We start from the raw sequence: 13,725 nt of genomic DNA, 5'->3' as shown, positions 1-13,725 counted from the left end.
AATTCTATATAGATTAACAATCTAAAATTTTGGTGTTAAATACTCTAATTTTCTAAATAAAAGTATTCGTTTAAAGGTGGTTACCTTTGTTGCAACGTAGTCATATAATCCATAAAATAATTATCCTTTGCTTGCACAAATGCGTGATTCGAAAATACAGTAGCACCCACTTTTCTTTTTTCGAAAGCTGCTGTCAGGCCAAAGTCTATAGTTTCAAACTTACTTTCCCAAGCTCTTTTAATAGTTTGATATAATAGTTGCCTGTATATATTATAAGTTCTACTTAATTCATAGTCTATACCTACAACAACTGGAACAAACGTATGATTGCTATTTTTATAACAACACATCATACCAACTGGAACTTCACTAGCGTGAGAAACATGACTTTTAAAATATAATAGTAAGAACTCCCAGTTCTTATCTTCGTTCATATTCTTAAATAAACTTTGGGGATATGCAAATGTATTTAGTCCTAAATTGTTATGCTTTACATTTAAATAAAGCTGATAGATGATCCCTAATGTTTCCTTTTTACAGATATTCTGCCATTTTATGTCAAATAAACCTTCATACTTTTTAATATCATTTTTAAAATGACGTTTAGATCGGCTGGACAATGAATTTAGATATTCAGCTTCTGAATTCCATTGAATATTATTAATATAAGCCGCATCTGGCATTTTAATCTTAACGAAACCTTGCCCGTGAAACAGATCTGTAAGTTTGTCATCTTTTTCGAAAAAATCTCTTAGTACAATCATTTCTGATGATTTAACATTATCAATTACATGTATCTTTTTTAACATTAATAAAACTGCTTCTCTAGCATATAAGCTTGTGCTATCTAAATAAAAGTGCTTTCCTTCTGTTAATAATGACCCCATACTTAGTACATAATTAGACATGTAATAGGCATTATTCTTTCGTTTTTCTTCAACCTGAATAGATACCGATTCGGGTGCTAACATATCTTCTTTCCAAAGTGCTCTTGTAAAAAATGTTGCAAGGATTGGTTTGTTATCTGAATTTGTAACCAAAATATAATGAAACTCCCAATTGTGTTCCTTTTCGTTATTGTAACTAAATGCTTTTTCTAAAAATTCCATTCCCAACCAATCAAACACACTTCTTTGTCCCATGAGTCTGTTCCAAATAGACTTATCAAGCTTTTGGATACTTGTTTCGTATATCATATTCAAACTTCCCGTGTTGATCGCTTCTATAGTTGTTCCTTCACTTTTTAATCGAAATAATTTTCTGATATTAGTATTTGTAGTGTTAGTATCTTCAATTGCTTTTGAAAAATGATGATTCATCACTTTTACCAATTCACCTATCTCCTTCAATTGGTTGTTTCTTGAAATTGTAATTCTAACTCCTGTATTAGTAACAGGTACTGCTGGGAAAAGCCCTAAATTGACAAAAAAACCTTCTTTGAATAGTCGTTTGACAAAATTATAACCAGTTATCGGCAAACCAGTTCCTATATAAAAAACAGGACTTGAATTATTATGTATCACTGGCAAGTCTGTTTTTGACAATAATGAACTAAAATGTTGTGTTCTAAGTTGAAGATCTTCCTGAAGTTCATAAATTTCCTGAGAAAGATGAATATTCGCGGAAGCAATAGCTGCGGCTACAGATGCAGGTTCTAATTGTGCTGAAAACGTTAGTGGTCCTCCAAAGTTCTTTATTTTATTTCTAAGTTTATTATTCTTACAAATTAAAACTCCCCCACTAGCTCCAAAGGACTTACTCAGCGTTGCCAAAAGCAGACAATTTTCTGGTAAATCCTTATAAACGCTCATTACATACCCCATTCCGTTTTTTCCACACCAACTCATACCATGCACGTCATCAAAATACAAATGAAGTTTTGGATATTTTTCAGATAAGTATTTTAACTCTTCTAATGGAGCAAAATCACCAAACATAGAATACACACCATCAGCCATATACCAAATTCGTTCAGACGAATCGTACAAACTTTTGATTCGTGATTCTAGCATATCCATATTATTATGACGGATCATTTGAACTGAAACACCTCTTAACCTTAACATTTGGGCTGCATTTTGTACACTCCAATGCACTTGATGGTCTAAAATTACTGCATCTTTATCATTTACTGCAGATGGTATAACTGCCATATGACCTAATGTACTGTTCTTAGTAATTATTGCAGGAATACCATATAATTCCTGAATTTTAGATTCCAGTTCTGCATATAAAGGATGAGAAATATAGGTTTTAGATAGAGGAAACTGAGTACCATAATTATTAATAGCCTCTATGGCGGCCTGCTTTAACCTTTCATCTTGATCCAATCCTAAATAACTCGTCGTTCCAAAATGAAATAATTTACTCCCATTCACAGTAATTATTCCTTTCTCAAAGCGTTTATCTTCTGCATATAAATGTACAATTTGTTGTTTTTTAGCATTACCAATAACTTCATTTACGGTATCCAAAAAGTTGTTATGATTAATCTTAGCCATTAGATATAGAATTTAAGTGTTGAAATTTATTTTACACCAAGCTATCCAAATTTGTTAAGAATAGAAAAGTGATTTCACTAAACTACCTGCTTTAATCCCTTAGAATTAAAACAAAATCCTTTTTGGACAATAAGCATTAGCTATTTCTGAAATTTAAGTCCTTCAGATAGTCTAAATCGTTACAAAAACCAGCAAAATAAAATAATTGTTCTAACTTAGGTATCTAATTGTCGCTAAAATGAATGGTATTGGCCATACAAAACATGCTAAATTTTGGATTAAAAATGAAATCCTACATTGTACCTATAACGAAATTAAGTTACTTGATTTAGCAACCGCCCAATCAATTGTTAGAGACCGCTTACAGTTTCAACAAGAGGTTTCCTATCCTGTATTTTGTGATATAAGAAATGTAATGAGCTGGGAAAAAGCCGCTCGAGATTATTTGGCCAAAAATGGATCTGTATTGGCAAAAGCCGTTGCTATTTACGATGACAGACATATAGCTGAAGTAATGTCAAAATTCTATTTAAACAAAAACAAACCGTTAGTACCTTCAAAATTATTCAATAACTATTATGAAGCTATTGAATTCTTAAATCAATTTTTGTAAAACATTTAATGTTCGAGTAGACATAACGCCATGTTAAACACCTTTGATAAAATAAGAATAAACAATATCTATAAAATGCTATTGGAAATGTCCGAAGGTAGGTTCTCGTTCCAAATTGAAAGAAATGATATTGATGACGAAATTGAGGCTTTAGTGGTCTTGGTTAATTTAATGGCTCAAGAGATTCAACAAACATTGCGATATTATAGCCAATTGAATTCCCCTGAAAGTATTTTTCAATTTGTCCAAATGATTTTTATTCTTGACAGTAGCTTCCAAATTATTTACGTAAATGATGATGTTATGAATCACTTGATTAAAGATAAAAATCAATTTATTGGCCAATCATTTATAAAAACATTAAGTGATCATTCAAAGCATGATTGGAAGCTAATTGCAGATAAATTACTGATAAATAATTACTATCAAATTAAGAAAAAACTACATTTCCAATTTGATAAAGATTTAACAAAAGAGGCGATCTGTAATATTACGTCTATATATCATAAAGAAAATAACAATCAATTTATATTAGTAACAAGTTTTCAATCTAAAACACAAAGTCAATTTATAGAAGATGGACTTGCATTAACGTCCAAAATCCCATCAACAAAAGGTATTCAAAAAAAGGAAAAACCTAATATTTTGAAAAATGAAAAAGATATAAAAATCATTCAGAAAATACATGATTATATTTTACAACACCTTGAAACACCATTGCCATCATTGAGAATTCTTGCACACAATTTCGGTACAAATGAATATAAATTAAAATATGGTTTTAAGCAATTGTATAACATTACTGTTTTTAAATTTTTACTTGATGAACGCTTAAAGAAAGCAAGTTTGCTAATAGAAAACACAAGCTTATCGATGAAGCGTATCGCTATATTAACTGGCTTTAAAAGTATGCCCCATTTTTCAAAAGTTTTCAAACAGAAATTTGGACGTTCACCAAAGGCATTTCGAAACATGTCCAGATTGCACTAATAATGAGCTTTAAAACTACTCCTTCAAACTTCTACTTTCACTCGCTTGGTATATAATCCTTTATGAATAAGTGAACATTCCTAAAAAATAAATGATAGTTCCGAATTTTATCCTGTAAAATAATTTCAACGTGAACATCAAAAAATTCATAAAAAAGAATCTACTTATTGAACTGCTCATTTCAATGTGTGTGATACTATTTGTTTATGCGGCTATTAGTAAATTTTTGGGTTTTGAAAATTTCTTAGCACAAATAGGGCAATCTCCTGTTTTGAGTTCATTTACCTATTGGGTGGCGTGGATAGTTCCAATAAGTGAAGTGATAGTTGCAATTTTATTAATAACACCTAATTATCGTCTCTTCGGACTTTTAAGTTTCTATAGTATAATGGTCATGTTCACGACTTATATTGTGATTATCTTAAATTTTAGCGACTTTGTACCGTGCTCTTGTGGGGGAATATTGGAATCATTAGGCTGGAAGCAACATCTCATAATGAACATTTCGTTTTGCTTATTGGCTCTGTACCTTCTATTCCAAATGACAAATACAACATCAAAGAATTTCGATGATCAACAAAAACTAATTAAACATATTAAAGAAAGTTAAATGAAAAAGAGATTCTTAGCATATATGTTATTGAGCTGTACTTTTTTAGGAGTAGGCATTGTTGTTTTATTATTTATATTTTCTGAGAATACTATGCATCGTAATAATAGTTTTATTCGTCGTATTCCACCGCATACAGTAAAAATATTAAAATCTATTGACTTAAAATTCAATTCGTATTATATAGCAGGAATGACAGATCAAACTATATATCTGGGAAATACTACAGCTCCATTGATCATCACCGAAATTTCATTAAAGACATTTCAACTAAAAAAACACCAAATTGTACTTGATCAAATGGAACTCCCCTATCGGACCGTCCGAATTGAAGTAAAACCTCCCTATTTTTTTGTAGCTGATGGAAGTGTCCCAATACTGTTTAGAGGCAAAATAACGGATTGGAAAGCTCAAACTTTATCAAAAGATCTTGCTTACTTTTCTCTTTGGACCACAATTGACTCCACGTCTTTTGGAATTAGATCACTTAGTAGTAAAAATCAAGAGCAAATTTTAGGAACACTTTACAAAAATCAAAATTATCAGGTAAAGCTATCTACAGATCTCTTGACAAAACAAATAGATGGATATTTTGATATGGATGGTCAGCTTCTATGGAATAGCAGCCTACAACGATTAGTATACTTGTACTATTACCGAAATGAATACATTGTATATAATTCAAAATTGCATTTAGATTATAGTGGAAAAACTATAGACACGATTCAAACGGTTTCCTTTAAAGTTGCTAATCTAAAAACAACTAATCAAAAAAAATTATTAGGCAATCCTACATTGGTTAATAAAATAGCGACTACCAACACTGAACTTCTGTTCATTAATTCAGACCGATTAGGGAGGTTTGAACCCAAAAACATACTAAAAAAAGCAAGCATTATAGATGTTTATAATTTGGGTAATGCCACCTATAGCTTTAGTTTTTATATTTTTCATGAGAAACTTGAAAAAGGAATAAGCATAAATTCATATAAAGATCTATTTGTCATGATTAGCGGGAATCAGCTCTACATATACAAATTACAAAATAATTACTTTCATAAGTAATCAAACACATATTGATCGATATCAGGAAATAAGGTTGAAAACCTGTAGAAAAAAGTAAACCATAACAATTAAAAATAATTAATATGAAAACAAATGTTTTTAAGAAAGTACTATTGCCAATGTTGGCATTATTCATGGCTGTTGGTTTGGCTTTCGCCACTAACAGTACAGAAAACACAAACAATGCTGCAACTGTCCCTGGTTATATTTTCCAGAATGGTATTTGTGAGCAAGTCACAACTTGTGATCCAGCAGGAATGTTAGATTGTACCTACTCGGGTAATCAAGTTTACTCCAAAATTAATCAAACAATTTGTGGAGAACCATTGAAGTATAATCCTTAATAGTTAGGCATTTTATTGTAAGGCGTATAGCATATATACGCCTTTTTTCCGTTTACAAATAATAATCACATCAAGATTTTAATGATTGAAATAAGATCTTTTTGATTAAAAGAGTTCTATTTATAAAACCATTTTAGTTCTTGCACATCCTATTACCTCTTTTTCAAACTTTCTAATTTTGTCCTTTATCTATTTCTAAAAGACATAATTCAAGATGGCTTTTTGTAGATAGGTCATCTACATTAAATATTATTTTTTTAATACTATTTTTAAGATTATTTAGCTCGTTAAATAGTGCACTCCGAGTATAACTACTAAATAAATACTTATTATATGCTACATAAATCGATTCTCTCTGATGCTTTTTAGTTTCATGTTTAAGTGCATCTTTTAAATAAAAGATATATGCAAATTGGATTTCTTGACGAAAGAAGTTTATTTTTATGGATTCTTCTTCAAGCTCTCTCCACAAACCATCGTTCAAACCTTGAAGCATATCCACAATGTTATAATTACTTTTTCCAGATATGCCATTTTCTTCAAGAGCTTTCAGCTTTGTTGTGGAAAACAGGTTTTTAAGTATTTTTCTCTGTTTTCTAGATATTATTTCAATCGTACTGTTTATAAACCCACTTTTATCATTCATTCCATGGACTTCGTTCGCAATGAACCTTCCTGTAATATCATCACGAATCATCCACAAAGGTGGGTTAAAAGCTTCTTTATTTAAGAATTTTAAAGCCTCCTTTTGACGATTATAAGGTATAGCAGTATATACCGAACCTTTTTGAGCATTTGATTTGTATTGAATCGTATAACCACCTATGAGAGATTCCACATACTTCATCTGATCTACCCAAAGATTAAGTGTCCCAATATAAAAGCGTTTCTTCACCTTATCATCTCGTTCATTTATAGCGATATCTGGTATTAAATTTAAGACTCTTTTTAAATTCTTTACACCCAACTCTGCCGATTTTATCGGATTATCATTATCTACAACTTCATTGATTGTTTCTGGTCCAATACTTTGAACTTCCAAATTATATCTATACCATGGTACTGTATCCTGCTCCCTAACAATTTTTTCTAAATATGGCAATTCGTCATCCGGCTTATTAATGTTGGGAAATTGTGTATATGCCCAACGGATATTATAAAGATCTGTAGGACCAACTTTTTGATGTAATAAATTAGGCGGTATATTATCTCCGGGTTGTACAATAAAATTTTCTCTCGCGTAATTCATTATACTAGGGGTATGTCCCATTTTTTGAAGCCATTTTTTATTTCGCATTTTTTCAAAAGAGTAAGTATATTCACCAAAATTAGCATCCTTTATACCAAAAGCATGTCCCGTTTCATGGGCAGTAAGCGATTGAATCATCTCTCCCATTAGATCATCAGGGAAGGGATATTGTTGTGCCCGTTTATCTAATGGACTACATCTAGAAAAATATTTATCGACTAGAACATCAATCATTCCTAACAAGATATCTGATTTAAGAATCTCGCCAGTTCTTAGATCTACAATTCTATTTACTGTACCAAAACCTACTCCTTCATGTCCTCTAAATTTTGATCTATTCTTCCAGCGGATAACGGAATACCTCATACTATTTATCGACCAATCTTTATCATTTACTGGAGCCTCTTTTACAATAAGTGCATTTTTAAAACCAGCAGCTTCAAAGGCGGGCAACCATTCATAAACACCTGCCTTAACATAAGGTTTCCATACATTAGGAATAGCTGAGTCTAAATAAAATATAATCGGTTTTATGGGTTCACTTAAAGTTTGAGATGGATACTTTTTTTCTAATCGCCATTTTGCTATAGAAGCTCTTTTGGATTCATTAAAAATATTGGAACTTCTATCTTCACTATCAAAACCTATTCTATGATCATACAAACGGGGCATCATCGGTTCTGGAAGCAACATAATACTAAAATTAACATTAGTGGTTATTGGACCTTTTTCAGAAGTTATAGTTGTCGTCGTTTTCACCTCAACGGAATTGGCGAATGACCTTACTTCATCTATAAATGTGGCATCCTTGACAATCGACTTTCCACCACCTTGTAGCCCCTTTGGCGTGTTTAAAAATAAATCGGTAGCATTAATAATATAATTAGATTGACTATTCCCAATTGTCAAAATAGGAAAACTGACAGGCGTTATTTTAATATCATATTTCCCTTCTAATAACTGAATTGTATTCCCAGCTTTAGATTCCGTTTCTTGAATAATAATTTGGATAGTATTATTCCTTTTATTGAATACAATTATGTTTTGTTTATCAAAACTTGAATTATTATGATTTACAAATAACAAATCTTTATCTAAGATGTTTTCTGGAATCTCTAGATAGATTTTGCCATTCAAAAGATGAGTAGAGACAAAACCTTTTTCCGATATCGCTTCAATTGTGATTACTTCTTTGTATGGTTTTAACTTAGTATTGCTTTTTTGAGCAAAAGTCCAAATAGCATGAAAAGACAATACTATCGAGAAAAGAATAGAGCTTATTTTTTTCATTTGTTTACTATTTTATTAGAACTGCTTCAATCTACCTTTAAGCATATTGAAGCAGTTTGATTAGCACTATTAATATCCAGCGTTTTGTGGTGATAAATTTGGATTCACCAACAATTCATTCTCGGGTATAGGCAGTAATAAATCTTTTGATTCCCAGTTTGGTTTTATTAATGAAAGTATTGATTCTGCTTTCCCAGTTCTTTTTAAGTCAAACCATCTGTTTCCTGATTCCGTAAATAGCTCAACCCTTCTTTCTTGTAGTATAGCATTAATGAGCTCCTCTTTAGATATATTAATTAGATCTTCTATACTAGCTCTTTGTCTAATTTTATTCACATCATTCAATGCTCCATTAAGGTTTTCAAGATGTGCCCTTGCTTCTGCCCTAATGAGATATAGTTCTGCTAAACGAAATATTACGGAATACTCTGTAGTAGAAGTCGTCGATGTATTTTTATATTTATTAGCATGGTACCAAACATCTGCGTTGTTAGCTACTGAAGATATCCAGGATGTCTTTCTCATATCACCTTCTTCGAATGCATTTAATATATGTTCATTCAAGGCCATTAATGGTGGCGGTACACTTACAAAATTAAAAATCGATGCTTCCAACGTATTGTATCCATCAAGTTTTGGTTTAAGTTGCCAAATGGAGGTAGTACTTTCTTTTAGAAATACCTTGGACAAATCTGTTTCCCAAGAAAATAAACTTGTATTTTCAATAATTGAAGTACTCTCTGATTCCGCATTCTGCCAATCTTCCATATACAAATAGACTTTGGATAACAAAGCTGTTGCAGTACATTTATCAGGTCGAATTCGCCCTTTTGAAGCTCCACTTGTACTTAAAAAAGATTGAGCTGCTTTGAGGTCGGCTACGACAGCTTTATAAACTTCGTTTTCCGTCAATCTTTTTACCCTACTATTTAAAGTGTAATCCGTTTGAATAACGTAAGGAACATCTCCAAAGAGATTAACCAAATAGAAATGTGTCAATGCCCTAATAAAAAGAGCTTCGCCTTTAATTTCCTGAATAGTTTCAGAGGATAAATGACTATTTTCTGTTATACCTTCTAAAAGACTATTTGCCATATAAATAGTATAGTAACTCTGATTCCATAATTGTTCCACAGAAGTATTGCTTTGAAGTAATACATGATTATAAAATGCATCCAATGGCTGGCCAGGTGTACCATAATATTCTAATTCGTCCGAATACAGTCCCATTATAACGTTAAGACCGTTCGAATTCCCGGTGAGTAACACATTATCTCGTAAATGAGCATAAATAGCTGTTAAAGCCGCTAATACTGTGGCATCATCTTGAAAGACCACTTCTCCACTGATCTGATTTTCTGGATAATCGACTTCTAAAAAATGATCGCACGAAATCATAAAAAGAACTAACAATATGAAAACGATTAGCTGTCCCCAATTACGATTCATGAGATTCATAATAATTATACTTTTATTGTTGCTTGTTTTATTTTTCATCTTATTAAAAATTAAATTGAACTCCCATAGTTAATCTTCTCAGCTGCGGTAAATACCCAATAACTTGCTCTGGATCTCCACCTTTAAAAGAAGTAAAAGTCAGTAAATTCTGACCTTGTAAAGTAAAAAGACACTTTGTGTTTTTAAGCCATTTTTGAGATAGTTGATACGAAAATGATACATTCTTAAGCTTCAGATAAGACGCATCAGTTACAGCAGCATCACTAAGTGTAAACTTAGAGTAGGCCAAAAGAGCTTCATAATCACTTCCAGTAGTATATCGCTGCATAGAACTAACATCTCCCACCTGTCGCCATCTATCTAAACTCTCTGTAGGCTGATTTATCAGGAATCCGGCAGGAGCACTATTGAAATAATAATTATACCCATTTTGTTTAGTAAACTGAAAAAACAACACCAATTTAAAATCCTTATAGGTTAGTGTATTGGTTAGACCACCGTAATATTTAGGGGCAAGATCTTTGGTCTTCTTTCTGTCTTCTACAGAACTAATAGCACCATCCCCATTATAATCTTCAAATTCAAAAAGGCCAGAATCTGGATTGACACCAGTTAAGTGATATAATTTAATTATGGTCAACGGTTGACCGATTACATATTTATTAGCATAAGCAGAATTTTCTAGACCATGGTAAGAGATGAGCTTATTTTTAGGAACGGTAAGATTAAAATCCGACTTCCAAGAAAAGTCACCCTGTTGTATATTTCTAGAATGCAACTCAAACTCCCAGCCAGAATTAAGTATGTTGGCATTTAGATTGGCTTGGATATTCTGAAATCCTGTCGTTCCTGGTAATGGTACACCAACCAATTGATTCGAAGATGTATTTCTAAAATAGGTGGTTGATAAAAGTAATTTATTTTTCCATAACCCAAAATCAAAGGCAAGGTCAAGTTTCTTATTTTTCTCCCAAGCAAATAAAGGGTTGAATAGTCTTGTTGGCTCCAACCCAACAATTCCACTGTATATATTATTTGAAACACTATATGTGTCAAAATATTGATAATCTCCGATCTGGTCATTCCCTGTTATACCATAGCTTACTCTTAGTTTTGCCATAGACAACGTGGGTATTGCATTTTGAATAGCACTTTCTTCTGATAAAAACCATGCTGCTCCTATGGCCCCAAAATTTGCATACTTTTTCCCTGGGCCAAATCGACTAGAACCATCTCTTCTACCTGTTAGATTGATGATATATTTATTTTCCCAATTGTAATTAACCCTTCCATAAAATGCTTGGTAACGGTATTGGTTTTTATTTTCTCCAAGAATATAAACATTGGAGGCGGCACTGAGGTTCTGTAGTAGGTTATTATTTGTAAAACCAGCTGCTAACAACGACAACTGCTCGCTGTTTTGTTCTTGAAAAGTACATCCTAAAAGAGTCTTAAACACGCCATTACCAATAGTAAATTGATAATCTAATTGGGGTTCAATACTCCAGGAGTGTCTATTACCTTTATTCGTAAAAATATTAGAATTGGCACTTGTCAATCCATATGCGGGATTGTAAATAGTATGAGGATTCGTCTTCCCCTCCTCAATTCGAATATCATTATATCCTAATCGCGAACTTATTTTAAAGTCAGGTAAAAACTCATAAGATAAAACAGCGTTACTCATTAGACTAATAATTTCGTTTGAATACGCTCCATTAAGTTGTGCTAATGGATTTGTCCATGAGCTATTTTCCCAATTTAAATTCCCTGATTCATCATATAGTTCTGGGGCATTTGGAGAGAGTGTACGTGCCGATTTAGACAAATCCAAACCTGGTTGATTGTTATTTTCAGTAGCATAATTAACCGTAAAGTTTAGTCTAAACTTATCATCCAATGAAGAATGATTTATTGATGCTAATATTGTTCCTCTTCGGTAACTAAAATCTTTAGGGAATACTGTAGACTCTTTACCATAAGTTCCACTAATATTAAAATGTGTTCGATCACTTCCTCCAGACACAGTACCTTGATAATTTTCAATATGTGCAGTACCTCCTATTAACAAATTTTGCCAGTCCGCATCTCGAGCGTTACTCCAAGTTCCATTGATATCATAGGCATTAAACGGATAGTCACTAATGCCATCATTATCAAATGCTTCCTTTCGCATTTCGAGGAATTGCTCAGTATTCATAAGTTTTATCTTTCTAGAAATATTGGCTAATCCTGCACTAACGTTAAGAGAAAAGGTAGTCCTTCCTACTCTATTATTTTTTGTAGTAATTAATACAACACCATTGGCACCTCTTGAACCATAAATTGCTGTAGCATCTGCATCTTTCAAAACTTCAATAGAAGCGATTGATGAAGTTGGCAAGGCATTTAAAGGACTAATAAGTGCTCCAGGCATAATAGATCCTGAGCTACCATTATAACTCAGGGATCCAGAATCATAGGGTACACCATCAATTATATAGAGCGGTTCATTACCTGCAGCTATACTATTCTGTCCTCTTATTCTTACTTGAAACCCTCCACCTGCTGTTCCTGTATATTGAGTAATATGAACACCAGACAGTCTACCTTGCATTGCTTCTAAAGGGCTATTGACAGGTTGTGTTTCAATATCCTTTGAGCTTAATCGAACGATACTACCCGTTTTGACTTTATCATTAGTTTTGTAATAGCCAGCATTAATGGACACCTCTTCAAGTTCGGTGCTTTCAGAATAAAGTAACACATCAATTCTTGTTCTGTTATTTACTAGCTCTTCAACTGTACCATACCCAATAAAAGAATATGTAAGTACTTCTGTTCCTTTTACTTGGATGCTGTAATTCCCATTTAGATCTGATGTGGTTCCTCTTGAGCTACCTTTTACATGTATTGTAACTCCATTAAGAGCTCCATGATCATCTGTTATGGTTCCAGATACGCGGTAAAAATCCTGTGCATGAACAGTATAGATAATTCCTAAAAAGATAAGTATAGGCAAAGAAAATCTTACCCACTGGTAAGAATGTACGTTATTTTTCATAATTTTATAATGTTTAATGAAACTTAATTTATTAGTTTACTTGCCTTCTCTAACCCGCATCAACGAAACTGAGAAGGTTTTTTTAGTTTTTATTCATAGGCATTATTTAGTTTAACATTTTCAATAGAAAACAAGTGTTCCTCTCCTAAAATGAATACATCTTATCTTTTTCAAATAGATAGATTCAAGGATGAATTAATGTTTTAGGCTTTTAAACTTGGTCTGTCCAGATACAACTAAAAATGAATAATTCGTAGATTATGGGATAATAAGTGGAAACAACATCTGGAAAAGGTATAGCGTGAATCCCATAACAAAATGCCTATAATTGGGCTCTTTGGCTTTTTTATAAAAAGGATATCGAATAAGGTTATTTCTGACCAATACTCATCACATCCCCATTTTAAATGGGATGGTTGTTCATTAACTTGGGTATTTGGTACAAATAAACTTAACAATGTATCTTCTATTAAAAGCTATTTTAATAAGTCAAATGTAGTAAAAAAATATTAAGTGGGTAATAATACCCACGTTTATTTTTAAAAAACTCTAGAAATTGGTA

9 protein-coding genes are annotated in these 13,725 nt (G+C 32.2%); 5 read left to right on the top strand and 4 right to left on the bottom strand.

Annotated features, from left to right (window positions below; all coding sequences use genetic code 11):
• Window positions 1–80 precede the first annotated feature (80 nt).
• Window positions 81–2,501 carry an aminotransferase class I/II-fold pyridoxal phosphate-dependent enzyme gene (locus FF125_RS02115; RefSeq protein WP_138948235.1) on the bottom strand — a complete coding sequence of 807 codons (2,421 nt, stop codon included), beginning with the start codon at window positions 2,499–2,501 and terminating at the stop codon, window positions 81–83.
• A gap of 238 nt (window positions 2,502–2,739) precedes the next feature.
• Here FF125_RS02115 and FF125_RS02110 point away from each other — a divergent pair, with 238 nt between their 5' ends.
• From FF125_RS02110 to FF125_RS02090, 5 genes are all read left to right on the top strand, one after another.
• Window positions 2,740–3,114, top strand: a complete 375-nt coding sequence (locus FF125_RS02110) for a DUF7793 family protein (protein WP_138948234.1) — start codon at window positions 2,740–2,742, stop codon at window positions 3,112–3,114.
• A 30-nt stretch (window positions 3,115–3,144) separates the two neighbouring features.
• Entirely contained in the window at window positions 3,145–4,104 is a 960-nt protein-coding gene (locus tag FF125_RS02105; protein WP_138948233.1) for a helix-turn-helix domain-containing protein, read from the top strand.
• Window positions 4,105–4,234: 130 nt separating this feature from the next.
• A complete protein-coding gene (locus FF125_RS22300) occupies window positions 4,235–4,714 on the top strand; it encodes a MauE/DoxX family redox-associated membrane protein (protein ID WP_138948232.1) in 480 nt (159 codons plus the stop codon).
• Window positions 4,715–5,779, top strand: coding sequence for a hypothetical protein (locus FF125_RS02095; RefSeq protein WP_138948231.1), 1,065 nt, complete (start codon window positions 4,715–4,717; stop codon window positions 5,777–5,779).
• An 83-nt stretch (window positions 5,780–5,862) separates the two neighbouring features.
• Window positions 5,863–6,123 carry a DUF6520 family protein gene (locus tag FF125_RS02090; RefSeq protein WP_138948230.1) on the top strand — a complete coding sequence of 87 codons (261 nt, stop codon included), beginning with the start codon at window positions 5,863–5,865 and terminating at the stop codon, window positions 6,121–6,123.
• Window positions 6,124–6,295: 172 nt separating this feature from the next.
• On the opposite strand, the gene FF125_RS02085 is transcribed toward FF125_RS02090, so the two are convergent.
• The 3 genes from FF125_RS02085 to FF125_RS02075 all read right to left on the bottom strand — a co-directional run bounded on the left by FF125_RS02085 (window position 6,296) and on the right by FF125_RS02075 (window position 13,163).
• Window positions 6,296–8,662 carry a zinc-dependent metalloprotease gene (locus FF125_RS02085; protein WP_138948229.1) on the bottom strand — a complete coding sequence of 789 codons (2,367 nt, stop codon included), beginning with the start codon at window positions 8,660–8,662 and terminating at the stop codon, window positions 6,296–6,298.
• 69 nt (window positions 8,663–8,731) lie between these two features.
• Complete coding sequence (locus tag FF125_RS02080; RefSeq protein ID WP_250629661.1) at window positions 8,732–10,159, bottom strand: RagB/SusD family nutrient uptake outer membrane protein; 1,428 nt, start codon at window positions 10,157–10,159, stop codon at window positions 8,732–8,734.
• 4 nt (window positions 10,160–10,163) lie between these two features.
• Window positions 10,164–13,163, bottom strand: coding sequence for a SusC/RagA family TonB-linked outer membrane protein (locus FF125_RS02075; RefSeq protein ID WP_250629660.1), 3,000 nt, complete (start codon window positions 13,161–13,163; stop codon window positions 10,164–10,166).
• Window positions 13,164–13,725 lie beyond the last annotated feature (562 nt).

Origin of the sequence: Aureibaculum algae (assembly GCF_006065315.1) — a bacterium.
GTDB classification, from domain to species: Bacteria; Bacteroidota; Bacteroidia; order Flavobacteriales; family Flavobacteriaceae; genus Aureibaculum; species Aureibaculum algae.
The sequence above is the reverse complement of the archived record's forward strand: the minus strand, read 5'-3'. Positions and strand labels throughout refer to the sequence as shown.